Source organism: Shimia biformata (assembly GCF_016888515.1).
Lineage (GTDB): Bacteria > Pseudomonadota > Alphaproteobacteria > Rhodobacterales > Rhodobacteraceae > Shimia_A > Shimia_A biformata.
This window is the reverse complement of record NZ_JAFEJK010000001.1, coordinates 2,188,804-2,213,334: the sequence shown is the minus strand read 5'-3', so window position 1 is coordinate 2,213,334 and position 24,531 is coordinate 2,188,804. Positions and strand designations below refer to the sequence as shown.

The following is a 24,531-nucleotide window of genomic DNA, read 5'->3' as shown; positions in this document are numbered from 1 at the left end:
ACGATCAAGGCTTGGGCGGCGGAATTCTTGGCTTATTCGTCTTTGCCAGCTTCAGGGGCGGGTTTTGCCAGCGGGTGGTGGTCCAGCACCAGTTCGCGCAGCTGCGCGTCCAGCACATGGGTATAGATCTCGGTGGTCGAGACATCGGCATGCCCCAGAAGCGTCTGGATCGCGCGCAGATCGGCGCCATTGGCCAACAGGTGCGTGGCAAAGGCATGGCGTAGCGTGTGTGGCGTGACATTGGCGGGATCGACACCGGCGTGAAGCGCGAATTCCTTGATCAGAAGATAGAACCGGTGCCGGGTCAGGTGACCCGCCTTGCCTCGGGACGGGAACAGGTAGGGCGACGGGGGGTGGCCCTTGGCACGCGCGGCGTCCTCGGCGGCGTCGCGCAGGCCAAGCCAGGCCGTGATTGCGTCGCGGGCAGGGGGCGACAGTGGCACCATGCGTTCCTTGCCGCCCTTGCCCCGCACCAGCAGCATGCGCGGATCGCCCCGCGCCGCCGAGACCGGCAACGACACCAGTTCGCTGACCCGCATCCCGGTGGCATAGAGCAATTCCATCAGGCAGGTGTTGCGCACCCGGTCCGCGGTTGAGCGGCCGGACTGACGGGCGGCGTCGATCAGGCGCTCGACCTCGTCCAGGGACAGCGTCTTGGGCAGTTTGCGCGCCCGTCCCGGTCCCTTGATCTGAAGCGCGGGATTGTCGTCGCGCCAGCCTTCTTCATAGGCAAAGCGGAAAAACTGTTTCAGCGCCGACAGACGCCGCGCGCGGGTGGATTGGGCAAGGCCGATGGACTCGCAATGGACAAGGTAGGATTCGACTTCATTCCGGCTGGCACTCAGAAGAATAACTTGTTTGGTTTCAAACCATTCCAGCGCGTCCTTCAAGTCGCGTGCATAGGCGGACAGAGTGTTTTCCGACGCCCCGGCCTCGGCTGCCTGTGCATCAAGAAAGGTTGCAATGCGCTGCAGACTGTCGATATTCCGGGCCATCACCCGCCCCCCATTTACCCGCCCCGCCTGAGCAACAGCACCTGAAGCGCGGCGCGGCGTGCGGTGTCTTCAAGCCCGATGGCGCGGAACGTGGCCAGCGCCTGTGTCAGCGCCACGGGGTCGCCACCGGCACCGCGCTGCATCAGCACGATCGCCTCAAGGATCACCTCGCCCAGTTTGCCCTGCGCAAGCTGGGTGGTGAAGATCAGCGGCACCCCCGCGCCGTGGAAGGCGTCGGAAATGGCGCGCCGGGTCGGGTCGGGCGGAATGCGCGGCGGCGCGCCATCGGCCAGCATCGCGGCATAGTCCCTTGCCCCGAAAACCGCGGCGCGTTCATAGCTGTCTGACAGAAGCGCGATGTCACGGGCCAGGCTGCGCGCCACGCCGCCAAGGTCCAGTGCCAGCAGCGCATCGCCATAGATGCGGGCAAAAGGCACCTCAAGCCGCGCCCGCTTCATCGCCGACCACGCGGCAGGCAGGGTGGCGGCGACCTGATCCGCCGCGCCCGAGGCAATCGCCGCATCAAAAGACTGGATCGCCGCGACCCGGTCCCAGATCATGCCCGACGCCGCCGGTTCACGCTCGGTATAAAGCCCGATCAGGTGGTTTCCGGGGATGGCGGCGGTGCGGGCGAGCCGTTCGGCCGCCTCAAGCTGGGCTTTCCAGCCGGCGGTGTCGCGCAGGTCGGCATGGGCATAGGCCAGCGGCAGCGACCGGGTTTGCAGCGGTTCTCCGATGGCTTCATAGAGTCGGAACGTCAGCGGCGTGACCGGGTCGGTCCGCGCGGGCAGGGGGGTGCCCTCGAACAATTCCGGGTCAAGGAACCGCGCCAGCAGCGCATCCTGTTCCTCGGTCACCAGTTGCAGCACGCGGGCAGTGTCCAGCGTCAGCGCCGCCGCCGACCAATCCCCGGCGCGGGCGGTGCAGAAGATGCGGGCCGGGTATCCGGGCGCAAGATGCGGGGCGGCCATCAGCGCGTCACAGGCCCGCTGTTCCTGCCCAAGCAGCAGCGTGACATTGAACCACCGTTCGAACAGGGGCTTCGTCGTGGCGCCCGCCCGTTCGATCAACGCATTGGCCTGTTCCAGCGCGCCCATCTCGATCAGCTTGTCGATGCGCGCATGTAAAAGCGTGTCGGCGGTGCCGGCATCCGACGGCGGGTTCGCCTCGGCCAGAAGCAGGGTGAACAACAGTGCCTGAACCGCGGGCAGTTGCTGGGTGTCGATCTCGTCCAACAGATCCGCCAGCACCTGCGCGCGCGAGTTCTGCCAGAGCGAACTGGGCAAGCCGGTCACGTTCGACGGCAGCAACCCCACCGCGTCGCGCCCCGGCGTATCAAGCTGTTCGACACCGACGCTGGGTGACAGGGCGCTTTCGGTGACCGGCGGCCCGGACCCACCCAGCCCCATGTCCAGCGTCACCGTCGGGGTCTGGCGCAGCCAGTCGATCGCCGAAAGCGGTTCTTGGGCGCTGGCGGGCCCGGCGGCCAGCGCCAGCGCCAGAATCAATCGGCCATTAATCGCCATTCAGCGTCACCGGTTGGCGCACTTCCTGCTGCCGGGGCGAGAAATCGACGCCGAAGAGCGGCCCGAGGTAGGCATAGCTTACCAGGCCGACGGCGCTGGCCACGATCAGAAAAGTCATCAACCGCAAGAGTTTGCCCATGGTTGCCCCCGTTTTTTCCTGCTCTTTTCTGCGTTTATAACTGGCATTTCCGCCAAGATCACGTCATTCAGGCGCAAACCGGAAAAAATGGGCAAGGCTTGGCCGATCACTCGGCGGCGATCAAGGGAACGCGATGCAAGGCAGGTTGAAAAAGACCGTGGTGCTGGTGGGCATGATGGGGGCGGGAAAAACCGCCGTCGGCCGTGCCCTGGCCGCCCGGATCGGCGTGCCTTTCCTGGATTCCGATGCCGAGATCGAAAAAGCCGCCAACATGTCCATCGCCGAGATTTTTGCCCGCGACGGCGAACCGTTTTTCCGCCGCAAGGAAAGCCAGGTGATAGAACGGCTGCTGGACGAGGAACGCGGCATCCTGTCCACCGGCGGCGGGGCCTATCTGCAGGATCAGAACCGGGCGATGATTTCGGACAAGGGGATCGCGGTCTGGCTGGATGCCGACCTTGACCTGTTGTGGAGTCGGGTCAAGCACAAGGACACGCGGCCCTTGTTGCGGACCCCCGATCCGCGCGCGACGCTGGCCGAAATCTATCATCAGCGGGTTCCGGTCTATCGGATGTCGGAACTCAGTGTGAAGGCGCACCCGTCCTATTCCATCGACGAGATGGCGGCCAAGGTGGAAGCGGCATTGTTGACCCGTCCCGACGTATTGGAGGCATGAGCATGACCATCGAAACCGTGCATGTGGGACTGGGCGACCGGGCCTATGACATCAAGATCGGCACCGGGCTTGTGGCGGCGGCAGGTGACCATATCGCGCCCCTGCTGGCACGCCCGCGCGTGGCGGTTGTCACGGATGAAAACGTCGGCGCGCGCCATCTGGACGGGCTGCGCGACGGGCTTGCGGCCAAGGGGATCGACATGGTGGCCCTGACCCTTCCGGCGGGGGAAGGCACCAAAAGCTGGCCGCATTTCGAACGCACGGTCGAGTGGCTTCTGGCGGAAAAGATCGAGCGCCGTGACATTGTGATTGCCCTTGGCGGCGGCGTGATTGGCGACCTGACGGGGTTTGCCGCTGCCGTGCTGCGGCGGGGCGTGCGGTTCGTGCAGATCCCGACCTCGCTTCTGGCGCAGGTGGATTCGTCGGTGGGCGGCAAGACCGGGATCAACGCGCCGCAGGGCAAGAACCTGATCGGCGCGTTTCATCAGCCCGCGCTGGTTCTGGCCGATACTGGCCTCCTTGATACCCTGACACCGCGCGATTTCCTCTCTGGCTATGGCGAGGTGGTGAAATACGGGTTGTTGGGCGATGCCGCGTTCTTTGGCTGGCTCGAACAGAACGGACCCGCCCTGCGCGATGGCGACATGGGCGCACGGATCGCGGCGGTGAAACGGTCCTGCGAAATGAAGGCCGAGATCGTCGCCCGCGACGAGACCGAACAGGGCGACCGCGCGCTGTTGAACCTTGGCCATACCTTCTGTCACGCGCTTGAGGCGGCGACGGGCTATGGCGATCGCCTGCTGCATGGCGAAGGCGTCGCGGTGGGCTGTGCGCTGGCATTTGAACTCTCGTCCCGCATGGGGTTGTGTTCGCAGGAAGACCCCAGCCGCGTGCGCGCCCATCTGCGCGACATGGGGATGAAGGTCGATCTGGCCGATATTCCCGGCGATCTGCCGGATGCCGACACGCTTCTGGACCTGATGGGGCAGGACAAGAAAGTGGTGGATGGGCAGTTGCGCTTTATCCTTGCGCGCGGAATCGGCGCGGCCTTCGTGACCTCGGACGTGCCGCGCGACATGGTGCGCGATCTTCTGGCCGAGGCACTGGCGGCACGCGGATAAGGGCTGCGAAAGGCGGGGTCAGCCCGCCGCCTTCTGCACCAGCCGAACGCAGACCCGCGTCGCGATCTCCATGTCCTGCACCGAAATCCATTCGAGGGGGCCGTGAATGTCCTGCATGCCGGTGAACAGGTTGGGGCAGGGAATGCCCAACTCGGTCAGGCGCGAACCATCCGTGCCACCGCGGATCGGCACCGACCGGGTGGTCAGCCCCTCATCGGCGCAGGCAGCGCGGGCCAGATCCACGGGCGTCATATCTTTTTCCAGCCAATAGCGCATGTTGCGGTATTGCTTGGTGATCTGGCAGGTCACTTTCGCGCCGGGAAAGGCGGCTTCGGCATCGGCGCAGACCGATTGCAGCCGCTTGCCACGCGCCTCAAGCCCGTCCATCTCGAAATCGCGCAGCAGAAAGCGCAACTCGGCCTCGGCGCTGCCGCCTTCCAGCCCGTAGACATGGATGAACCCGTCGCGGTCGTCGGTGGTTTCGGGCGTTTCGCCGTCGACGTCGAGATCGGCGATGATCCTGGCCGCTACGTGCAGCGCGTTCACCATCTTGTTCTTGGCATAGCCGGGATGGGCCGACGGGCCGCTGATCTTTACGACGGCGGCATCGGCGGAAAAGCTTTCATATTCGATCTCACCCACCCGCGCGCCATCCAGCGTATAGGCGAAATCGACGCCGAAATCCCTGGGCAGCGCCTCGTCCACGCCACGGCCGATTTCCTCGTCCGGGGTGAAGGCAAGCCGGATTTTCCCGTGTTTCAGTCCCGGCGTGGTCAATAGGTGTTCGGCCAGCGTCATGATGATCGCGACCCCCGCCTTGTCATCCGCACCCAAGAGGGTCAGGCCGCTGGCGGTGACAATGTCCTCGCCTTTCTTGCCTTTCAGGTAAGGCGCGACATCGGCATTCAGCACCAGATCAGGCGCATCTGGATAGGTGATGTCGGACCCGTCCCAACTTTCATGGACACGCGGCTTCACCCCGGTTGCGTTGAACTGCGGCGCAGTGTCGACATGGGCGCAGAACCCGATCGCGGGCGCGCCTTCGACCGTGGCGGGCACTGTCGCCAGCACCGCGCCATAGGACGTCAGGGTCACGTCGGCCGCGCCCATCGCCTCAAGCTCGGCCACCAGATGGCGCGAAACATCAAGCTGGATCGCGGTCGACGGTTTCGACGCAGAGTCTTCGTCGCTCTGGCTGTCGATGGCGCAATAGGTGACAAGCCGCGCCTTCAGCGCAGCGGCAAATCCGGTCGCGTCTGTCATGGGGTGCTCCAGGTTGATCGAAGGATCAGAACGGGATTTCGTCGTCGAAATTCTGGCCGCCGCCGCCCGATTGCTGGCCGCCGCCATAGTCGCCACCCGACGGGCCGCTGTCATAGCCGCCGCCACCGCCGTATCCGCCGCCCGAACCACCGCCAAAGCCGCCGCCGCCACCGTCACCGCTGCGGCCATCCAGCATGATCAGCGTTCCGTTGAACCCTTGCAGCACGACCTCGGTCGAATAGCGGTCCTGACCCGACTGATCCTGCCATTTGCGGGTTTGCAGCTGGCCTTCGATATAAACCTTGGACCCTTTGCGCAGATATTGCTCACAGACCCGCACCAGCCCTTCCGAGAAGATCGCGACCGAGTGCCACTCGGTCTTTTCGCGGCGTTCACCGGTGTTGCGGTCCTTCCAGGTTTCCGAGGTCGCAATCCGCAGGTTGCAGACCTTGCCACCGTTCTGGAAGCTGCGCACCTCGGGGTCGCGCCCCAGATTGCCCACCAGAATTACCTTGTTCACCGATCCGGCCATACGTGCCACTCCCGTCAGAATCTGTTTACCGTTTGGACGAGGTTAGACCATCCTGACATGGTGAAGAAAAGCCTAATTTCGGCGGCGGAATTGTGCCCTTGCAGCGGGGCGGGCGCAAATCGCTGGAAAATCGGCGTGTTGTCGCTAATAATGCCGCAAATTTCTGGTGGGACAGGCATATATCGGCATGAAAGCGGTATCAGCCCTTATTTTCTTTGCGCTTATTTCTGCAAACGCGGCCGAGGCCGAGAGCGTTTTGTCGTCGAAATCCCGCAAAAACCTGTTCCGCAGCCAGACCAAGGTGCTGGATGGGCGCGCGGCGGAGCAATACAAGAACTCGGTCCGGCTGCAGCCCCGCCCGGTGCTGACCCCGTCGAAATGGGGCAATGGCAGCTATGACGGCGGCTATGACGGTCCCTATCTGTCCATGGCCATGGACGCGGCCATGAAACACGGCGTTCCGGTCGATCTGTTCCTGAAGCTGGTGCATCAGGAAAGCCGCTGGAACCCGAAGGCGCAATCGCACAAGGGCGCGCTGGGGCTGGCGCAGCTGATGCCGGAAACTGCGCGGGTGCTGCGTGTCGACCCGCTTGATCCCAAAGAAAACCTTGAAGGCGGCGCGCGCTATCTTGCCCGCCAATACAAGCGCTTTGGCTCGTGGCGACTGGCGCTCGCGGCCTATAACGCCGGGCCGGAAGCGGTCGAGAAATACGGCGGCGTGCCGCCCTACAAGGAAACCCGCGACTACGTCCGCATCATCTATGGCGGTTAGGCGCGCGGATCACTCCGCCGCGATCTTGATCACCGGGGTCATCTGCGACAGGATCTCTTCCGACAGGTGACACTTGACCTGATGGCCCTCGGCCAGTTGCCGCATCGGGGGGACTTCGCGGTCGCACAACCCGTCTGGCACCTGCGCTTTCCAGCGGCACCGCGTCTGGAACGGACAGCCCGAGGGCGGGTTCATGGCGGAGGGGATATCGCCTTCCAGCACGATCCGCTCCTTCTCGACCGAAGTATCGGCAATCGGCACCGCCGAGAGCAAGGCTTCGGTATAGGGGTGATAGGGCGGGGCAAAGACCTGTTCAGTGTCGCCCAGTTCGACCACGTGGCCGAGATACATCACCATCACCCGGTCACTGAGATAGCGCACGATCGACAGATCATGGCTGATGAACAGCAAGGTTGTCTTCTCGTTGCGCTGGATCTCCATCAACAGATCCGTGACCGCCGCCTGCACCGAGACATCCAGCGCCGAGACGGGCTCGTCCGCCACAACGATCCGCGCCCCGCCGGCAAAGGCGCGGGCAATGCCTACGCGCTGTTTCTGACCACCGGACAGTTGCCGCGGCATGCGCTCGGCAAAGGCGCGGGGCAGTTTCACAAGGTCCAGAAGCTCCAGCATACGGTCCCGGCGGGCGGCCTCGGTGTCGCCGACGCCAAAGATTTCCAGCGCGCGCATGATCTGGCGGCCCACCGTCATCGACGGGTTCAGCGTGTCAAACGGGTTCTGGAACACCATCTGCACATCTGCCACAGTCTTGGTGTTGCGGGCTTCGATCGGGATCTGTTCGATGTTCTTGCCATCCAGCAGGATCTGCCCGTCGGTTGCGGTCTCAAGCCCCATCAGCACCTTGGCGAAGGTGGATTTGCCACAACCCGATTCACCAACGATGGCCAGCGTCTCGGATTCCCGCGCCTCGAAACTGAGCGTTTCGTTGGCCTTCACAACCTTCTTGTTGCCGCCGCCAAACAGCGCGTTGGCCGCGACCTCGTAATATTTCTTGAGGTTGTCCATCTTCAGCACAACCTCGCCCACGGGCGCCTTTTCCTTCTGTTCACCCACCGTGATCGGCGCGTCCCAGTCAATCTCCTCGTGGCGCAGGCAGCGGGTCGAGTGGCGCTCATATCCCTTAACCGGCACCATGGGGATGTCCTGCGCATCACAGCGCCCCTCGACGAAATAGTCGCAGCGCGGCCCGAAATTGCAGCCCGGCGGCCGTTCATGGGGCAGCGGGAAGTTGCCCGGGATCGCCACCAATGGCCGCGCGTTCTTGTCCGCACCGGGCAGCGGGATCGAGCGGAACAGGGCCTGCGTATAGGGGTGCTGCATATAGTCGAAGACATCGGCGATCGACCCGCGCTCGACCGCCTCGCCGGAATACATCACGCAAAGCCGGTCACAGGTTTCAAGGACCAGACCAAGGTTGTGGGAAATGAACAGCATCGAAGTGCCGTATTTCTTGCCCAGATCCTTGACCAGATCGACCACGGCGGCCTCGACTGTCACGTCCAGCGCGGTGGTCGGTTCGTCCAATATCAACAAGGACGGTTTCGACATCAGCGCCATGGCGATCACGATGCGCTGCTGCTGGCCGCCGGACAGCTGGTGCGGAAAGGAATTCAGCATCCGCTCAGGGTCGGGCAGACGCACATCCGTCACCACTTCCAATGCGCGTGCATAGGCCTCTTGCTCGCCCACGCCCTCGTGGATCATCGGCACTTCCATCAACTGCTTGCCGATCTTCATCGCCGGATTGAGGCTGGCCATCGGTTCCTGATAGATCATCGCGATCTCGTTGCCGCGAATGTCGCGCAGTTCGGCATCCGACATTTGCGACAGGTCGCGGCCCTTAAACTTGATCGTGCCGCCGACGATGCGGCCGTTCTTGCCAAGATCCTGCATCACGCCCAGCGCCACGGTGGACTTGCCACAGCCCGATTCCCCGACCAGCCCGACGGCCTCACCCGGCATCACATTGACCGAGAAATCCATCACGGCGGGGATTTCCCTCAGCCGGGTAAAGAAGGAAATCGACAGCTTGTCGATCTCCAGGATCGGCCCGTCATAGTCATCCATCTTGCTCATGTTTCCGTCTCCTTGTTGGAGGTGAGTCCCGGTTTCTTCCGGGATTCGATCATTGTGCTGCGCATCCGAACCTAATGGCCCGGTCAAGATTGACCGTCACCGTGGAGACTCTTCGATAGCCGTTGAGTTGGAAGAAGAAGTCGCCTTCGTCCGGCTCCAGATTTGACGGGCCTTGTTGTGTGCCACAGATTTGCGCCGCCCGGATTTCGCATCCGTTTGTGCCGCTCTCGCAGAAGACAATCCAAGTCTTCGTGGATGACTCATAAGACGCGACTGTTTTGTGAATTCGCCAATTCACGATCTGTGTTGCGTGACCTTCTTTGCTTGCGTTTCCCATTCCCATCCAAACCAGCACGATCAGCAATGCGACCAAAACAAAGACGTGTTTTGGGCTAACGCGATGGGCGTGGTTCGGGTTTTGCACGGAGTCGGACATCAGTCTCTCAGGCTCTCCTCGCGCAGCCCGTCCGCCAGCAGGTTCAGCCCCAGAACCAGCGAGAGCAGCGCGAAGGCGGGGGGCAGGGCGGGGTGGGGATAGACCGACAACAGCTTGCGCCCGTCATTGATCGTCGACCCCCAGTCGGGGCTTTCCGGCGGCAGGCCGAGGCCGAAGAAGCCGAGAGTCCCGAGAAGGATGGTCGTGTATCCGATCCGCAGGCAGAAATCGACGATCAGCGGCCCGCGCGCGTTGGGCAGGATCTCCCACAGCATGATATACCACGGGCCTTCGCCGCGGGTCTGGGCGGCGGCGACATAGTCGCGCGTCTTGATGTCCATCGCCAGCCCGCGCACGATGCGGAACACGGTGGGCGAGTTCACGAAGACAACCGACACGAACACCACCAGAATGCCGCCGGGAATGTCGAACAGGTCCAGGTAACTCGGCAAGACGGCAATCGCCGATCCCTTGGCCGAAATCAGCGACAGGTAGATCCAGAACGCCACCACCAGGACCGCCGTCAAAAGCGGCGTGCGCAGGCGCGGTCGGGTATAGAACCGCGAGTTCAACAGGACCGCGAGGAAGATGATCGGGAAGATGAACAGCACCATCGCCATGTAATTGGGAATGCCGGTCTCGACGATCTCGGGTGTTACCAGAAGATAGAACAACAGGATCACCGGGAAGGCGAGGATCAGGTTGGCGAGGAAAGACAGGATCGTGTCCAGCCGCCCGCCGTAATAGCCCGCCGGCAGGCCCAGCGTGATTCCGACCATGAAGGCAAACAGCGTCGCCAGCGGCGCGATCTGCATCACGATCCAGCTGCCCGCGATCATCCGGCTGAAGACGTCGCGCGCGAGGTTGTCGCCGCCCAGAAGATACCACAGGTAATCGCCCTCCTCGGCACCGCTCAGCGGCGTGCCGGGGATCTTGTTCTTCATGCCCGATACCTGCCGCAGCGGGTCATGGGTGCCGATCATGTCGAAAAGCCCGGCAAAGATCGCGGTATAGACCCAGAACATCACAAGGCCGAACCCGATCATGCCGATCATGGAATCAAACAGCTTGCCATAAAGCCCCAGCCGCCGCTTGTAGACGATCGACAGAAGGAAGGTGACGATCAACGCCAGCCAGACCGGGGACAGCTGCGCGGCAATGGCGCCGATGATGCCCGTGGTCTCGACCGGGGTGACGATCCCGGCGACGATATAGATCGCAACCAGCGCAACAAGCGCCAGAAGCACGTATTTCACCGCCATCCCGATCAATGCGTTCGGCCCACGGTCGCGCGTGATCGTGCCGTCCTTGTGGATCGTGTCCGACACCGGGGCAAGGATGAAACTGGCCACGATCTGCACCGCCACCAGCGCCAAGAAGACATAGGCGACAGTGACAAAGATCGGGTCCATGTAGGTGCCGAAAGAGCCGGTCCAGGTTAGCTTTTCCATCTCTCTTTCCCCCTCACGAAATCCGGATACGCGGGTTCAGGTAGACATAGCCGATATCCGAGATCAGCTGTGTCACCAGCACCACCATCACCGAGACAACTGACACCGCCAGCAGCATCTCGATGTCATTGTTCCCGGCGGCGTTGACCAGTTGCCAGCCAAAGCCGTTATACGAGAACATGACCTCGACGATGACGACGCCGTTCAACAGCCACGGAAACTGCAGCATGATCACCGTGAACGGCGCGATCAGCGCGTTCCTGAGCGCGTGTTTGACCACGATATTGCGGAAACTGACGCCTTTAAGACGGGCGGTGCGGATATATTGCGCGGTCATCACCTCGGCCATCGACGCCCGAGTCATCCGCGCGATATAGCCCATGCCGTAAAGCGCCACGGTCAGGACCGGCAGGGTAAAGTTTTCCAGGGTCGCCTTGTCCATCGCGGTCTTGGCGGTCCCCTTGAACAGCGCCTTACCCTCGATCAGCCCCATCTCGTTCAGCCACGGCCCCAGCCCGTATCGGGTTGAGGCCAAAAGCGCGATGAAGATCACGCCCGAGACATATTCCGGCGTCGCCGTGGACAGGATCGAGACCGTCGACAGGGTCCGGTCGGTGCGGCTGCCTTCGCGCATCCCTGCCAGAACCCCGATGATCAGCGCCGAGGGCACCATCACCACCATCACCCAGAACATCAGACGGCCGGTATTAACCAGCCGCGACCCCAGAACATTTGCCACAGGCTCCTTGGCCTGGGTGGAAAAGCCCCAGTCACCCTGAAGGATGCCGCAATAGGCGGGTACGTCATCCGGCGTCATCCCCGGTCGCACGCATTTGCCGACCTTTGACCCGTCTTCCTTCACGGTGACATAGCCGGGCATCAGCCCCAGCCATTGGGCATATTTGACAGGTGTCGGCTGCAAATACCCCCGATCGCCGAGATAGCTGGCCACGGCCTCGTCCGACATGCGGAAGTTGCCCTGCGATTTCGCCAGTTTCTCTAGGTTCGGGTAAAGGTTTGTCATGAAAAAGACGATGAAGGTCAGGCAGAACGCCGTCACCACCATCATCGCCAGTCTCCGAAGTATGAACAGTCCCATCTGGTCCCCAGTCATTCGGTTCGACGGTTTTCCATGCGGGGAAGTGGTCCCTCATGGGTCGCGCGCGGTTCGGGAAGGGATCGGAGGCGCGGGCCGGTGGCGTGGCGCTGTCAGAATCTTTCCCCTGTCGGTCGCGGGGGCGGGACGGTTTGTCGTCTCTTCAGGTCTTGTCCCCGCGTCACCTCTATTCGGCACCATAACCGGGGGGCGGGTCAACATTCGTCTTCGTCAATTCCGTGTCAGAAAACGACATCGTGATGGCGAAAACAGACAAGTTGGCGTGGGGCCGCCCTAGTGGGTGTGCTGGGCGACGGTTGGGGACGGGACATTCGCCGCTTTCCGAATCTGGCTGGGGGTGCGGGCGAAATGCTGTTGGCTGAAGCGGGTGAAATAGGCGGCCGAGCCAAAGCCAAGTTCGCGTGCGATCTCGTTGATCGGCAGGTGCGACCGGGTCAAAAGCCGCCGCGCCTCGTGCTGGACCACTTCCGAAATCATGTCCGCCGCCGACAGCCCCGCGCGCGCCTTGCAGACCCGCGCCAGATGGGTCGGCGTGATGCCCAGCGCATCGGCATGATCCGCCGCCGTCAGGTCAGAGCCATATTGCAACGACAGCTGGTCACAGAATTTCAGCACGATCCGGTCGGCGGCGCTGCGAGCGGGCTCCGCTTCGGCCAGTTCCATCTGGCGGCGCAGCCAGATCGAGATCAGCGTGGCATGGGCGGTCAGCGCCTCGCCCATATGGGGTTTGCCCTCGTCCAACTCACGCCGTACTGCGTCCAGAAGCCCGGTCAGTTCCGACTGGGCGAACCCGTCCTGAAGCCTGAGATGCTGGGTCCGCTCTGGCAGGGGCACCCGCCCGTCGGCAGGGATCACCATGGCCTGTCCGATCACGTGGCGGTTCATGTCCAGCGCAAACAGCTTGCCCGCCGGGATGAATATGGCGTTATGGGCGCCGAACCCGCGCCGCAGTCCGTGCAACAGGATGCGACCCTGTCCTCGCGTGATCCAGAGAAACACGTGGTCCTTGCGCCGATGCAAAAGCTCAAGCTGCCACGGCTCGCCCATGCTCATCTGGGCAAGCGTCAGGATTCGGATACCGGTATCGGGTATCTCTTGCATGGCACCCCTTCCGCGTATGACCATATTCTATGGCAGCGAATGGGGGTTCAGGCAAGCGTGGGGTCACTTGGACGGGTCGATCCGGTGCCACGATTTCATGCGGGCGCGGAACCATGTGCGCTGGCGCTTGGCGAACTGGCGGGTGGCGATGGTGGCGCGGTCCTGCGCCTCGGCCAGCGTGATCTCGCCCTGCAAATGCGCGATCAGTTCCGGCGCGCCGATGGCCTTCATCGACAACAGGGCAGGGTCCCAGCGGCCCAGATTGGCCCGCGCCTCGTCCAATGCGCCCATGTCCAGCATCTGAGCAAAGCGTCCCGCGATCCGATCGTTCAGCCACTCCTTGGGGGCGTCGAACAGGATCGGGGTCGTGTCAGCCAGCGGCAACAGGGGCGGCGGCGTGTCATCCTGCCATTGTGACAAGGGACGGCCTGTGGCGCGCATGACCTCCCACGCGCGCTGCACCCGCATCGGGTTCTGTGTGTCGATCCGCGACAGGGTCTCGGCGTCTATCTCGTCCATCAGGGCTTGAAACCCCCGGTCGGCGACAATCGCGTTGGCCGCGTCGCGCACCTCTGGCGGGGTCGGCGGGATGTCGGCCAGCCCTTCGGTCAGCGCGCTGAAATAAAGCCCGGTGCCGCCGGTGATTATCAAGCGGTCCGGCCCCTCGATGAGCGCCTGAACCTCGCGCAGCCAGTGGCCGACGGAATAGTCGGCGTCAAAGGGCAGGTGGCCATAAAGCGCGTGCCGGGCCAGCGTCTCGTCCTCGGCCGAAGGCCGCGCGGTCAGCACCCGCCAATTGTCATAGACCTGGATCGCATCGGCATTGACGATCACGCCGCCCTGTTCCCCGGCGATCTTTAGGGCCAGCGCGGATTTGCCGCTGGCGGTTGGCCCGGCAATCAGCACATGCTGCCCCCTGTCTATGTCTTTTACCGAAACCATCTGCCCTCGTGCCATTACTGCGCCCGCCGCGGCGCGTCCTTTTTCGCCGGTCCGGGCATTTGCCGCATATCCGACATTGAACCCCGCCCGGTTTTCCGACATTTTGCCCGCGATCCTACTTCTTCGCGCAAACGGAGTGCAACATGGCCGATGATTCCCCCGTCACTTCCCCGACACCCGCCACGACCTACAAACGGGTGATGCTGAAAATCTCGGGGGAGGCGCTGATGGGGGATCAGGGGTTCGGCCTGCACCCGCCCACCGTTCAGCGCATCGCCAAGGAAGTGAAATCGGTTCACGACATGGGGGTCGAGATCTGCATGGTCATCGGCGGCGGCAACATCTTCCGCGGGCTGGCCGGGTCCGCGCAGGGGATGGAGCGCACAACCGCCGATTACATGGGCATGCTGGCAACCGTGATGAACGCGCTGGCGATGCAGTCCGCGCTTGAGGGTCTGGGGGTCTTTACCCGCGTGATCTCGGCCATTCGCATGGACGAGGTGGCGGAACCCTATATCCGCCGCCGCGCCGTGCGCCACCTTGAGAAGAAACGGGTCTGCATCTTTGCCGCCGGCACCGGCAACCCCTATTTCACCACCGACACCGCCGCGACGCTGCGCGCCAATGAAATGGCCTGCGAAGCCATCTTCAAGGGCACCAAGGTTGACGGCGTCTATGACAAGGACCCGGCGAAACATGACGACGCCGAGCGCTATGACAACGTCAGCTATGACGACGTGCTGGCCAAACGCCTTGGCGTGATGGATGCCAGCGCAATTGCACTGGCCCGCGACAACAGCCTGCCGATCATCGTGTTCTCGTTGGATGAACCCGGCGGGTTCCGCGGCATCCTCGCCGGTGAGGGCACCTATACAAAGGTCCAGTGAAGCCGCTAAGGTGACACCAACACTTCACTTCCGGGTCAGGACATTGTTCTGGCCCGCACCAACAAGAGCAAAAGACCATGTCCGACGAAGATTTCGAGATTGATACCGACGACCTGACCCGCCGCATGGAAGGCGCGATGGGGGCCCTGAAGACCGAGTTCGCCTCGCTGCGCACGGGCCGCGCCTCGGCCACGATGCTGGAACCGGTCATGGTCGAGGCCTATGGCCAGAAGACCCCGATCAATCAGGTCGGCACGGTGAACGTGCCCGAACCGCGCATGGTGACGGTCAACGTCTGGGACAAATCGCTGGTTAGCGCGGTTGAAAAAGCCATTATGAACAGTGGCTTGGGGATCAACCCTCAGACCAACGGCACGATCGTCATGCTGCCGATTCCCGAATTGAACGAGGAACGCCGCACCGAACTGGCCCGCGTCGCCGCGCAATATGCCGAACATGCCCGCGTCGCGATCCGTAACGTCCGCCGGGACGGGATGGACCAGATCAAGAAGGCCAAGGCCGCCGGCATGTCCGAGGATGACCAGAAGATCTGGGAAGACGAGGTTCAGGAACTGACCGACAAGTTCATCAAGCTGGTCGACGGGGCGCTTGAAAACAAGCAATCCGAGATCATGCAGGTCTGAACCGGATTTTGGCGCGAGGGCGCGATATGGGCAAGACAAGCAAACCCGACGGCGGCCCGCGCCATGTGGCGATCATCATGGATGGCAATGGCCGCTGGGCGCAGGCGCGCGGGCGGCCACGGCTGTTCGGCCACCACGCCGGCGCCCGCCGGGTGCGCGAGATCGTCGAGACCTGCCCGGACGTGGGCGTCGACTATCTGACGATCTTCGCCTTCTCGACCGAGAACTGGAAACGCACCCAGGCCGAGGTCGCCGGGCTGATGAGCCTGTTCCGCCGCTATATCTTCAAGGAAATGCAGGATTTCGTACGCCAGAACGTGCGCGTGCGGTTCATTGGCGACCGGGTCAAGCTGGACGCCAAGCTGCGCAACCTGATGGACGAGGCCGAGGCGCTGACCGCCCATTGCACCGGCACCAACCTGACCATTGCCCTGAACTATGGCGGCCGGGATGAGGTCGCCCGCGCCACCAAACGTTTGGCCGAGGACGTAGCCGCCGGGCGTCTGAAGCCCGAAAATGTGGATGAAGAAACCCTGCCAAGGTATTTGGATACTTACGTTTTGCCCGATCCTGATCTTGTGATCCGCACCAGCGGCGAGGCGCGGATTTCAAACTTCCTGCTGTGGCAGTCGGCCTATGCCGAGTATGAGTTCATCGACACGCTCTGGCCCGATTTCACCTCCGAGGAATTCACCCGTCTCGTCGGCGCCTATGGCGGCCGCGAGCGTCGGTTTGGTGCCGTGCCCGCATGAGTGGCGACGCAAAATGGGGTGATCTGCCCGCCCGTATCCTGTCGGCCGTGATCATGCTTGCCGTCGGTGTCGAAGGCTTGTGGCTTGGGGGCTTGTGGTTTCATGGCCTGGTGGCGCTGATCTGTGCCGGGATGATCTGGGAACTGACCCGCATCATGGGCACAAAAGCGGCCAGCGACGGGATCTGGCTGGGCGCGCTTTGCGGTGTCATCATCTTCTTTTCGCACCTGATCCCGCCCTTCTTCTTGCTGCCGGTCCTGATCGCGCCCGCGCTGACGGGCGCGTCCCGGCTGTCGAAGGATCACGCGATTTTCGTGGCCTATGCCGCAGGGTTGATGGTTGCCTGTTATGGGCTGGTAAAGCTGCGGGATTTCAACGGCTTGCCGTCTGTTGCCTGGCTGGTTCTGGTGGTCATCGCCACCGATATCGCGGGCTATTTTGCCGGGCGCACCTTTGGCGGACCCAAGTTCTGGCCCTCGATCAGCCCCAAGAAAACCTGGTCCGGCACCTCGGCGGGATGGGTTGCGGCGGCGGTTGTCGGACTGGCCTTCGGAGGCTGGAAACTGATGTTGATCAGCGTCCTGACCTCGTTTGCCTCGCAGATGGGCGATATTGCCGAAAGCGCGATCAAGCGCCGCTACGGGGTCAAGGATTCCTCGCATCTGATCCCCGGTCACGGCGGGCTTCTGGACCGGTTTGACGCCATGATGGGGGCGGCGCTGTTTGTCATGATCCTGTCGCTGGTCATCGCCCTGCCGCAGGCGGGCTGAGTGGGGGAGTGATGCGCAAGGTTTCCATTTTTGGCGCCACCGGGTCGATCGGACAAAGCACGATTGACCTGATTGCCCGCGACCCGGATGCCTATCAAGTGGTGGCGCTGTCGGGGGGCCGCAACGTGGCGCAACTGGCCGCCGATGCACGCCGACTGAACGCGCAAGTGGCGGTGACCGCCTTTGACGACTGTTACGACGATCTGAAAGCCGCGCTTGCGGGCTCTGGCATCGAAGCCGCAGCCGGGGCAGGGGCCATGGACGGTGCCGCAAAGCGCCCCGCCGACTGGGTCATGTCGGCCATCGTTGGCGCTGCGGGGCTGAAACCCGGCCTTCTGGCGCTGGAACAGGGGGCGACGCTGGCGCTGGCCAACAAGGAATCGCTGGTCTGTGCCGGGGAACTGGTCCGCCGCACCGCTGCGCAGAATGGCGGCACGCTGTTGCCTGTCGACAGCGAACATTCCGCCGTGTTCCAGGCCCTGATCGGCGAGGACCGCGCCGCCGTGGAACGGGTGATCATCACCGCTTCGGGCGGGGCGTTCCGCGACTGGAGCCTGGATCAGATGGCCGCCGCCACCCCGGAACAGGCCGCGACCCATCCCAACTGGGCCATGGGCCAGCGGATCACGATCGACAGTGCATCCATGTTCAACAAGGCGCTGGAAGTCATTGAAACACATGAACTCTTTGGGTTTCGAGAGGATCAGATCGAGGTCGTCGTTCACCCAGAGTCGCTGGTCCATGCGCTGATCGGGTTCAGCGATGGCGGCATCATGGCCCATCTTGGTCCTGCCGACATGCGCCACGCCATCGGCTTTGCCCTGCACTGGCCCGAGCGCGACCATGTCCCGGTCGAACGGCTGGACCTGACGCAGATCGGCGCGTTGACCTTCCGCGCCCCGGACGAGACCCGCTATCCCGCGTTGCGCCTTGCCCGCGAGGTGATGCAGGCAGGCGGGTTGATGGGCGCTGTGTTCAACGCCGCCAAGGAAACCGCGCTGGATGGCTTTCTTGGCCACCGCATCGGATTCCTGCAAATGGCCGAGGTGGTGGAAGAGGTACTGGCCCGGCTTTCTTCCGATCCGTGCCTTACCAATGACACGATGACCCTTGAAAGCGTGTTGGAAACGGACCAGATGGCCCGTCAGACCGCCGAAACCGTCATCAACGACTTACAGACCTAGGAAGACCTTTGGACATTCTCAGCCTGATCCCGCAATTCGGAAACACTCTTCTGGTGGTGATTGCCTTCGTGGTGGCGCTTTCGGTGATCGTGGCGATCCACGAATACGGCCACTACATCGTTGGCCGCTGGTCGGGCATTCATGCCGAGGTGTTTTCGCTGGGGTTCGGCCCGGTGCTGTGGTCGCGCCACGACAAGCGCGGCACGAAATGGCAGATCGCGGCGATTCCCCTGGGCGGCTATGTGCGGTTCATGGGTGATGCCAACGCCGCCAGCGGCAAGGACGGCGAGGCGATCGCCGCCATGGACGAAGACCAGCGCCGCCACACCATTCACGGCGCGCCGCTTTGGGCGCGCGCCGCCACGGTTGCCGCCGGTCCTCTGTTCAACTTCGCCCTGTCGATCCTTGTTTTTGCCGCGGTCCTTCTGAGCCGGGGAGAGATCGGCGACAAGCTTGTCATCGGACAGCTGCGCGACCTGCCTGTTCAGGGTGTTACCCTGCAGGAAGGGGACGAGGTGCGCGGCATTGCGGGCATCGCATTGCCCGGTTTCGATGACGACGAGGCGTTTTCCGAATTTTCCAAGGCGCTGCCGATCCAGCCGCTGCTGCCTTATGATGTTCTGCGTGACGGGCAGGAAATGACGGTCGACGGCCCCTATCTCTATCCGCCGCATGTCCTCAGCCTGGCGCCGCAAAGCTCGGCCTATAACATCAACATGAAGGTCGGTGACGTCATCACCGCGATCGACGGCCAGCCGGTGACCGCGTTTTCCGAGTTGAAAGAGGCGGTCGAAGGCAGCGATGGCCGGGTGCTTTTGCTGGATGTCTGGCGCGACGGTGAAACCCTTGAGTTCGCGCTGGCCCCGCGCCGCGTGGACGAGCCGCAGACCGACGGCGGCTTCAAGACCCATTGGCGCATCGGCATCGGCGGCGGGCTGGCGTTTGAGCCGGCCACGGTCACGCCGGGCATTGGCGACGCGATCTGGGGCGGGGTGGCTCAGACCGGACGGATCATCCAGGGCTCGGTCTCGGGGCTTTACCACATGGTCACCGGGGCGATCTCGTCCTGCAACCTGTCGGGTCCGATTGGCATTGCCCAGACCTCGGGGGCAATGGCCAGCCAGGGCACGGCCAGTTTCATCTGGTTCATCGCGGTGCTGAGCGCGGCGATCGGGCTTTTGAACCTGTTTCCGATCCCGATGCTGGATGGCGGGCACCTTGTGTTTTACGCTTATGAAGCGGTCGCGGGCAAACCGCCCAGCGATGGCGCGCTGCGCGTGCTGATGACATTGGGGCTGTTCATTGTCGGCAGCCTGATGATCTTCGGGCTGACCAATGACATGTTCTGTCCCTGACCCTTCCAGAAACCCTGTCAGAAACCCAACCTGAGCCGAAGATTAACGGCTTGGGTGTCATGTCGATGTCACCCGGTTGCCGCATTTCCGCCCGAATTCGTGACCATATCTTGGATCAGGATGAACCTGGACCAGAGAGGGTCCGAACACGCAAGGGCGGAACCGATGCACACGCTGGAACATGGATATCGCGCGATCTGGTTGCTGTTTGATGTCAACTGGGACCGGCTGCTGTTTCCCGGCGCCATTGTCGCGGCGCTGTTGCTGGCGACATATATGCGCAGCCTCGGCTGGCTCTGACCTGATCGGCGTTTTCAAACAGCAAAGCCGCACACCATATCTGGTGGGGCGGCTTTTGGCGATTACCATACCTGCACAAAAACAACATTTTCGCATTCTCTGACCTCAGGCGGTTCTGGCGTTTTGACAAGCGCTTCCGATCCCGATACTCACTTTCGCAACTGGGATTTGATTGGGAAGATTGGCATGGCCGGAATGCGGAAGGCACAAGCACGCGCCGCCACCGTGGATGCGACAGGTTTTCGAAAACTACTGGTCGCGTTTTTCTTTTTAGTTTCAATCTTCTTGCTCCTGCTGCCCAGCCTTGCCGAGGCGCAGGACTACCGCTTCTCCAGCGTCGCGGTGGAAGGCAACCGGCGGATCGAATCCACGGCCATCCTGACCTATGCCGGAATCGCGCGGAATCAACCGGTCACCGGCGGCCAGCTGAACGCTGCCTATCAGCGGGTTCTGGCGACGGGACTGTTCGAAGAGGTCGAGCTGGTCCCCAACGGGTCGCAGCTCATCATCCGGGTCAAGGAATACCCGACGATCAACATCATCAACTTCGAAGGCAACAAGCGCCTGAAGGATGAAAACCTGGGTCAGGTCATCGAATCCCAATCGCGCCGTGTGCTGAACCCAAGCGCGGTCGAGCGGGACGCCGCACGGATCGCCGAGGCCTACGCGCAGTCGGGCCGTCTTGCCGCGCGGGTCACGCCGCGCATCATCCGCCGCCCCGACAACCGCGCCGACCTTGTCTTTGAGATTTTCGAAGGCGACGTGGTCGAGATCGAACGCATCAGCTTCGTTGGCAACCAGCATTTCTCGGACTACCGCCTGCGTCAGGTGCTGGGCACCAAGCAGGCCGGGCTGCTGCGCGAATTCATCCGCCGGGACACGTTTGTCGAGGACCGGGTCGAGTTCGACAAGCAGGTCCTGCGCGATTTCTACCTGTCGCGCGGCTATATCGACTTCCGCACCACCAGCGTCAGCGCCGAGCTGAGCCAGGAACGCGACGGCTATTTCCTGGCGTTCAACGTCGAGGAAGGCCAGCAGTTCAAATTCGGCAAGATCACCATCCTGAGCGAGGTCAAGGGCCTCGATGCCGCCGAATTCGAGAAGGCGCAGAAGATCCGCAGCGGGCGCACCTACACGCCGCTGGATGTCGAAAACAACATCGCGCGCATGGAAACGCTCGCGGTGCGGCTGGGCTATGACTTCATCCGGGTCGACCCGCGCATCACCCGCAATGACCGCGACCTGACACTGGATGTGGAATTCGCGCTGGTGAAAGGTGACCGCATCTTTGTCGAACGCATCGACATCGAGGGCAACACCACCACGCTGGACCGCGTCGTCCGCACCCAGTTCCGCATCGTCGAAGGCGACCCGTTCAATGCCCGCGAAGTGCGCGAAAGCGCCGAACGCATCCGCGCGCTTGGCTTCTTCTCGACCGCAAACGTCAACGCGCGCGAGGGGTCTGCCCCCGACCAGGTCGTGATCGACGTCGATGTCGAGGAACAGCCCACCGGCTCGTTGTCCTTCGGCGGCACCTATTCGACAAATGACGGGCTGGGGCTTGTGATGCGGTTTTCGGAACGCAACTTCCTGGGCCGTGGTCAGAACCTGGCTGTGAACCTGTCGACCTCGTCCGAGATCGCGGATTACTTCTTTGGCTTCAGCGACCCCAACATCCTTGGCCGTGATCTTGAGGCCGGGATCGTGCTGCGCTACCAGGAAACGTCGCGTTCGATCAACCGCTTCACCCAGACGATCGGTGAGTTCCGCCCGTCGCTGTCCTTCCCGGTCAGCCAGAACGGACGTCTGTCGCTGAACTACCGTTTGCAGAACATCGCGATGGAGATTCGCGAGGACGAGGAAATCCCGACCTCGATCATCGACACCGAGGCCGCGCTTGGCGACGTCTTTCAAAGCTCGATCGGCTATACCTATACCTGGGACAGCCGCCGCAACGGGATTGACCCGAAAACCGGCTACAACTTCGAACTGTCGCAGAACTTCGGCGGGATCGGGGGCGATTACCAGTATATCAATACCGAGGCCAAGCTTTCGGCGGTGACGCGCGTGTTGCAGGAAAACGTGACTCTGCGGGCATCGCTGGAAGGGGGGATGCATTATTCCCCCGACAAGGACAGCCGGATCACCGACCGCTTCATCCTTCCGCCCCGTCAGATGCGTGGCTTCACGGTCTATGGCATCGGTCCCCGCGAAACCGGGATCACCGCAGATCAGAACGACGCGCTTGGCGGCACCATGTATGCCGTCGCCCGGTTCGAGGCAGAATTCCCGCTGGGTCTGCCGGAAGAGGTCGGTATCACCGGTGGTCTGTTCTATGACGTCGGCAGCCTCTGGGGTGTGGACCGCACCGGGGTTGGCACGGTTCAGGGCGCCGATTTCTCGCTGCGCCACGTGGTTGGTCTGTCGATTTTCTGGAACACGCCCATCGGCCCCTTGCGCTTCAACTTCTCGAAAGCTCTGAAGAAAGAGGATTTCGACGAAGAACAGTTCTTCGACTTCACCATCCGCGCCGAATTCTGATCGATGCGGGGGGCGGGCTTTCTGCTGGGGCTGTGGTTGGCGGTCATGTCGCCGATCACGGGCCATGCGCAAAGCTTCGGCGCGGTGGAAACCCCGATCCTGACGGTGAACTCAGAGGCGCTTTTTGAACAATCCGCCTTTGGCAAACGCGTCAGCGAGGAAATCGAGGCCGCGCAATCTGTGCTTCTGGCGGAAAACCGCAAGATTCAGGCGGAACTGACCGCCGAGGAACGGGAACTGGCCAACAAGCGCCCCAACATGGCGCCCGAAGATTTTCGCGCCGTGGCGGATGCGTTTGACGCCCGCGTCAAGCAGATCCGCGCCGAACAGGATGACAAGGCGCTTCAGATCGGGCTGAAACGTGACCGCGAGCAAGCCGTGTTCATCAACGCCGCGCGCCCCATCCTGGGGCAGTTGATGAGCGAACATGGTGCCTCGGTCATTGTCGAACAGCGCAGCGTATTGATGTCGGATTCCGCGATTGACGTGACCCGCGTCGCCATCGAACGGCTGAACGCCGAACTGGGTGATGGCGCGGGGCTGGCCCCCAAGGACTGACATCTATCCCATGTATGCCTGACCGTGCTTGCCCATTGGCTGGCGTGTTGCTAGCACAGGGGGAAGAAAACCTGGCAACAGACCAGCCGAAAGCGGAGCATCAGATGACCGACCAGACCCTTACCGCCGATATCCACCGTATTCAGCGTATCATCCCGCACCGCTACCCGTTCCTGCTGGTGGACAAGGTGGTCGACATCAAGGGCTATGAATCGGCGCGCGGCATCAAGAACGTCACCATGAACGAGCCGCACTTCCAGGGCCATTTCCCCGGCAAGCCGATCATGCCCGGCGTCACTATCGTCGAGGCCATGGCCCAGACCGCCGCCGTCATGGTCGGCACCGCGCTTGGCATGGAAGACAAGAACATGCTGGTCTATTTCATGTCGATCGACAAATGCAAGTTCCGCCGCATGGTGGTGCCCGGCGACGTGGTCGAGATGAACCTGACCACCCTGCGCGGCAAGCCCGGCGGCAAAGTGTGGAAATTTGCCGGCATCGCCACGGTCGAGGGCGAGATGGCAACCGAGGTTGAGTTCACCGCCATGATGGACCTGCCCAAGGAGTGACGCACATGTCGATTTCCCCTGACGCAAGGGTGCATCCCTCGGCGATTGTCGAGGATGGCGCACAGATCGGCGCGGGCTGCGTGGTCGGTCCGTTCTGCGTGATTGGCCCCGAGGTGGTGCTGCGCGAGCGCGTCGAGCTGCGCAGCCATGTCGTAGTCTCGGGCCGCACCGTGATCGGCGAAGACACGGTTGTGTTCTCTTTTGCCGTGCTGGGCGAAACGCCCCAGGACCTGAAGTTCAAGGGCGAGATCACCGCGCTGGAAATCGGCAAGCGCAACCGCATACGTGAACATGTGACCATGAACCTTGGCACCGAGGGCGGCGGTGGCGTCACCCGGATCGGTGACGACGGGTTGTTCATGGCGGGCTGCCACATCGCCCATGACGCCATCATCGGCGACCGGGTGATCGTGGTGAACTCGGCCGCAGTCGCGGGCCATTGCGTGATCGAGGACGATGTCATCATCGGCGGTCTCTGCGGCATCCACCAATGGGTGCGTATCGGACGCGGCGCGATCATCGGCGCGGTGACGATGGTGACCAATGACGTCATCCCCTATGGCCTCGTACAGGGACCGCGAGGAGAGTTGGACGGGCTGAACCTTGTCGGCCTGAAACGGCGCGGCGTGGCGCGGTCCGACATCTCGGCGCTGAGGGCCGCGTTCAGGGAACTGGCGCAGGGCGAGGGGACATTTGCGGCCCGCGCGCAGAAGCTTGGGGAAGACACCGACAGCGATTATGTCCGCGAGATCGTCAATTTCGTGATGGGCGACACCGACCGGTCGTTCCTGACACCGCGCTGA

General features: G+C 62.7%; 25 protein-coding genes. 14 read left to right on the top strand and 11 right to left on the bottom strand.

Features of this window, described 5'->3' with window-relative positions; translation table 11 throughout:
• Positions 1-32 precede the first annotated feature (32 nt).
• Genes JQ863_RS10845 through JQ863_RS19535 form a run of 3 tightly spaced genes read right to left on the bottom strand, consistent with a single transcriptional unit; the run spans position 33 to position 2,639 of the window.
• Entirely contained in the window at positions 33-995 is a 963-nt protein-coding gene (locus JQ863_RS10845; protein ID WP_204114284.1) for a site-specific tyrosine recombinase XerD, read from the bottom strand.
• A gap of 14 nt (positions 996-1,009) precedes the next feature.
• The gene (locus tag JQ863_RS10840) at positions 1,010-2,521 is read right to left on the bottom strand and encodes a hypothetical protein (RefSeq protein WP_204114283.1); all 1,512 of its coding nucleotides are present in this window, start codon (positions 2,519-2,521) and stop codon (positions 1,010-1,012) included.
• On the bottom strand, positions 2,511-2,639 hold the full coding sequence (locus tag JQ863_RS19535) for a hypothetical protein (RefSeq protein ID WP_275411567.1): 129 nt from the start codon (positions 2,637-2,639) through the stop codon (positions 2,511-2,513). Before JQ863_RS19535 ends, JQ863_RS10840 begins: the two co-directional genes overlap by 11 nt.
• Positions 2,640-2,793: 154 nt before the next feature.
• Here JQ863_RS19535 and JQ863_RS10835 point away from each other — a divergent pair, with 154 nt between their 5' ends.
• Both JQ863_RS10835 and aroB read left to right on the top strand, forming a co-directional pair.
• Complete coding sequence (locus JQ863_RS10835; protein WP_204114282.1) at positions 2,794-3,336, top strand: shikimate kinase; 543 nt, start codon at positions 2,794-2,796, stop codon at positions 3,334-3,336.
• 2 nt (positions 3,337-3,338) lie between these two features.
• Complete coding sequence (gene aroB, locus JQ863_RS10830) at positions 3,339-4,457, top strand: 3-dehydroquinate synthase (RefSeq protein WP_239113264.1); 1,119 nt, start codon at positions 3,339-3,341, stop codon at positions 4,455-4,457.
• Between the two features lie 18 nt (positions 4,458-4,475).
• On the opposite strand, the gene pepT is transcribed toward aroB, so the two are convergent.
• Both pepT and ssb read right to left on the bottom strand, forming a co-directional pair.
• Entirely contained in the window at positions 4,476-5,720 is a 1,245-nt protein-coding gene (gene pepT / locus JQ863_RS10825; protein ID WP_204114280.1) for a peptidase T, read from the bottom strand.
• A 25-nt stretch (positions 5,721-5,745) separates the two neighbouring features.
• The gene (gene ssb / locus JQ863_RS10820) at positions 5,746-6,252 is read right to left on the bottom strand and encodes a single-stranded DNA-binding protein (protein WP_204114279.1); all 507 of its coding nucleotides are present in this window, start codon (positions 6,250-6,252) and stop codon (positions 5,746-5,748) included.
• A 187-nt stretch (positions 6,253-6,439) separates the two neighbouring features.
• On the opposite strand from ssb, the gene JQ863_RS10815 reads away from it, so the two are divergent.
• The gene (locus JQ863_RS10815) at positions 6,440-7,024 is read left to right on the top strand and encodes a lytic transglycosylase domain-containing protein (RefSeq protein ID WP_204114278.1); all 585 of its coding nucleotides are present in this window, start codon (positions 6,440-6,442) and stop codon (positions 7,022-7,024) included.
• Between the two features lie 9 nt (positions 7,025-7,033).
• Here the strand turns inward: JQ863_RS10815 and JQ863_RS10810 are convergent, their stop codons facing one another.
• The 6 genes from JQ863_RS10810 to miaA all read right to left on the bottom strand — a co-directional run bounded on the left by JQ863_RS10810 (position 7,034) and on the right by miaA (position 14,168).
• Entirely contained in the window at positions 7,034-9,121 is a 2,088-nt protein-coding gene (locus JQ863_RS10810; RefSeq protein ID WP_204114277.1) for a dipeptide ABC transporter ATP-binding protein, read from the bottom strand.
• Between the two features lie 49 nt (positions 9,122-9,170).
• Positions 9,171-9,557 carry a hypothetical protein gene (locus JQ863_RS10805; protein WP_204114276.1) on the bottom strand — a complete coding sequence of 129 codons (387 nt, stop codon included), beginning with the start codon at positions 9,555-9,557 and terminating at the stop codon, positions 9,171-9,173.
• Positions 9,557-11,008, bottom strand: a complete 1,452-nt coding sequence (locus tag JQ863_RS10800; protein WP_204114275.1) for an ABC transporter permease — start codon at positions 11,006-11,008, stop codon at positions 9,557-9,559. Before JQ863_RS10800 ends, JQ863_RS10805 begins: the two co-directional genes overlap by 1 nt.
• 13 nt (positions 11,009-11,021) lie before the next feature.
• Complete coding sequence (locus tag JQ863_RS10795) at positions 11,022-12,107, bottom strand: ABC transporter permease (protein ID WP_204115138.1); 1,086 nt, start codon at positions 12,105-12,107, stop codon at positions 11,022-11,024.
• Between the two features lie 291 nt (positions 12,108-12,398).
• Entirely contained in the window at positions 12,399-13,226 is an 828-nt protein-coding gene (locus tag JQ863_RS10790) for a helix-turn-helix transcriptional regulator (protein ID WP_239113263.1), read from the bottom strand.
• Positions 13,227-13,289: 63 nt separating this feature from the next.
• The gene (gene miaA, locus JQ863_RS10785; RefSeq protein WP_204115136.1) at positions 13,290-14,168 is read right to left on the bottom strand and encodes a tRNA (adenosine(37)-N6)-dimethylallyltransferase MiaA; all 879 of its coding nucleotides are present in this window, start codon (positions 14,166-14,168) and stop codon (positions 13,290-13,292) included.
• A 143-nt stretch (positions 14,169-14,311) separates the two neighbouring features.
• Here miaA and pyrH point away from each other — a divergent pair, with 143 nt between their 5' ends.
• The 11 genes from pyrH (at position 14,312) to lpxA (ending at position 24,531) form a co-directional block, all read left to right on the top strand.
• A complete protein-coding gene (gene pyrH / locus JQ863_RS10780) occupies positions 14,312-15,055 on the top strand; it encodes a UMP kinase (RefSeq protein WP_204114274.1) in 744 nt (247 codons plus the stop codon).
• Between the two features lie 77 nt (positions 15,056-15,132).
• Complete coding sequence (gene frr, locus JQ863_RS10775; RefSeq protein ID WP_204114273.1) at positions 15,133-15,699, top strand: ribosome recycling factor; 567 nt, start codon at positions 15,133-15,135, stop codon at positions 15,697-15,699.
• Positions 15,700-15,725: 26 nt separating this feature from the next.
• Positions 15,726-16,451 (top strand): isoprenyl transferase, encoded by a 726-nt coding sequence (locus tag JQ863_RS10770; RefSeq protein WP_204114272.1) that lies wholly within the window; start codon positions 15,726-15,728, stop codon positions 16,449-16,451.
• Positions 16,448-17,221 (top strand): phosphatidate cytidylyltransferase, encoded by a 774-nt coding sequence (locus tag JQ863_RS10765; protein WP_204114271.1) that lies wholly within the window; start codon positions 16,448-16,450, stop codon positions 17,219-17,221. The genes JQ863_RS10770 and JQ863_RS10765 overlap by 4 nt, the downstream gene beginning before the upstream one ends.
• An 11-nt stretch (positions 17,222-17,232) precedes the next feature.
• Positions 17,233-18,405, top strand: coding sequence for a 1-deoxy-D-xylulose-5-phosphate reductoisomerase (gene dxr, locus JQ863_RS10760; RefSeq protein WP_204114270.1), 1,173 nt, complete (start codon positions 17,233-17,235; stop codon positions 18,403-18,405).
• An 8-nt stretch (positions 18,406-18,413) separates the two neighbouring features.
• Positions 18,414-19,760, top strand: a complete 1,347-nt coding sequence (gene rseP / locus JQ863_RS10755) for an RIP metalloprotease RseP (RefSeq protein WP_204114269.1) — start codon at positions 18,414-18,416, stop codon at positions 19,758-19,760.
• A gap of 120 nt (positions 19,761-19,880) precedes the next feature.
• Positions 19,881-20,060: a hypothetical protein gene (locus tag JQ863_RS10750; protein ID WP_204115184.1), complete on the top strand. Its 180-nt coding sequence runs from the start codon at positions 19,881-19,883 to the stop codon at positions 20,058-20,060.
• A gap of 195 nt (positions 20,061-20,255) precedes the next feature.
• A complete protein-coding gene (bamA, locus tag JQ863_RS10745) occupies positions 20,256-22,601 on the top strand; it encodes an outer membrane protein assembly factor BamA (RefSeq protein ID WP_204114268.1) in 2,346 nt (781 codons plus the stop codon).
• A gap of 45 nt (positions 22,602-22,646) precedes the next feature.
• A complete protein-coding gene (locus JQ863_RS10740; RefSeq protein ID WP_204114267.1) occupies positions 22,647-23,159 on the top strand; it encodes an OmpH/Skp family outer membrane protein in 513 nt (170 codons plus the stop codon).
• A 104-nt stretch (positions 23,160-23,263) separates the two neighbouring features.
• Entirely contained in the window at positions 23,264-23,728 is a 465-nt protein-coding gene (fabZ, locus tag JQ863_RS10735; RefSeq protein ID WP_204114266.1) for a 3-hydroxyacyl-ACP dehydratase FabZ, read from the top strand.
• Positions 23,729-23,733: 5 nt separating this feature from the next.
• Positions 23,734-24,531 (top strand): acyl-ACP--UDP-N-acetylglucosamine O-acyltransferase, encoded by a 798-nt coding sequence (lpxA, locus tag JQ863_RS10730; protein ID WP_204114265.1) that lies wholly within the window; start codon positions 23,734-23,736, stop codon positions 24,529-24,531.

Coding starts and splice junctions, on each gene's coding strand:
- JQ863_RS10845 (WP_204114284.1), bottom strand. CDS start 995: ATGGCCCGGAATATCGACAGTCTGCAGCGCATTGCAACCTTTCTTGAT.
- JQ863_RS10840 (WP_204114283.1), bottom strand. CDS start 2,521: ATGGCGATTAATGGCCGATTGATTCTGGCGCTGGCGCTGGCCGCCGGG.
- JQ863_RS19535 (WP_275411567.1), bottom strand. CDS start 2,639: ATGACTTTTCTGATCGTGGCCAGCGCCGTCGGCCTGGTAAGCTATGCC.
- JQ863_RS10835 (WP_204114282.1), top strand. CDS start 2,794: ATGCAAGGCAGGTTGAAAAAGACCGTGGTGCTGGTGGGCATGATGGGG.
- aroB (WP_239113264.1), top strand. CDS start 3,339: ATGACCATCGAAACCGTGCATGTGGGACTGGGCGACCGGGCCTATGAC.
- pepT (WP_204114280.1), bottom strand. CDS start 5,720: ATGACAGACGCGACCGGATTTGCCGCTGCGCTGAAGGCGCGGCTTGTC.
- ssb (WP_204114279.1), bottom strand. CDS start 6,252: ATGGCCGGATCGGTGAACAAGGTAATTCTGGTGGGCAATCTGGGGCGC.
- JQ863_RS10815 (WP_204114278.1), top strand. CDS start 6,440: ATGAAAGCGGTATCAGCCCTTATTTTCTTTGCGCTTATTTCTGCAAAC.
- JQ863_RS10810 (WP_204114277.1), bottom strand. CDS start 9,121: ATGAGCAAGATGGATGACTATGACGGGCCGATCCTGGAGATCGACAAG.
- JQ863_RS10805 (WP_204114276.1), bottom strand. CDS start 9,557: ATGTCCGACTCCGTGCAAAACCCGAACCACGCCCATCGCGTTAGCCCA.
- JQ863_RS10800 (WP_204114275.1), bottom strand. CDS start 11,008: ATGGAAAAGCTAACCTGGACCGGCTCTTTCGGCACCTACATGGACCCG.
- JQ863_RS10795 (WP_204115138.1), bottom strand. CDS start 12,107: ATGGGACTGTTCATACTTCGGAGACTGGCGATGATGGTGGTGACGGCG.
- JQ863_RS10790 (WP_239113263.1), bottom strand. CDS start 13,226: ATGCAAGAGATACCCGATACCGGTATCCGAATCCTGACGCTTGCCCAG.
- miaA (WP_204115136.1), bottom strand. CDS start 14,168: ATGGTTTCGGTAAAAGACATAGACAGGGGGCAGCATGTGCTGATTGCC.
- pyrH (WP_204114274.1), top strand. CDS start 14,312: ATGGCCGATGATTCCCCCGTCACTTCCCCGACACCCGCCACGACCTAC.
- frr (WP_204114273.1), top strand. CDS start 15,133: ATGTCCGACGAAGATTTCGAGATTGATACCGACGACCTGACCCGCCGC.
- JQ863_RS10770 (WP_204114272.1), top strand. CDS start 15,726: ATGGGCAAGACAAGCAAACCCGACGGCGGCCCGCGCCATGTGGCGATC.
- JQ863_RS10765 (WP_204114271.1), top strand. CDS start 16,448: ATGAGTGGCGACGCAAAATGGGGTGATCTGCCCGCCCGTATCCTGTCG.
- dxr (WP_204114270.1), top strand. CDS start 17,233: ATGCGCAAGGTTTCCATTTTTGGCGCCACCGGGTCGATCGGACAAAGC.
- JQ863_RS10750 (WP_204115184.1), top strand. CDS start 19,881: ATGAACCTGGACCAGAGAGGGTCCGAACACGCAAGGGCGGAACCGATG.
- bamA (WP_204114268.1), top strand. CDS start 20,256: ATGCGGAAGGCACAAGCACGCGCCGCCACCGTGGATGCGACAGGTTTT.
- JQ863_RS10740 (WP_204114267.1), top strand. CDS start 22,647: ATGTCGCCGATCACGGGCCATGCGCAAAGCTTCGGCGCGGTGGAAACC.
- fabZ (WP_204114266.1), top strand. CDS start 23,264: ATGACCGACCAGACCCTTACCGCCGATATCCACCGTATTCAGCGTATC.
- lpxA (WP_204114265.1), top strand. CDS start 23,734: ATGTCGATTTCCCCTGACGCAAGGGTGCATCCCTCGGCGATTGTCGAG.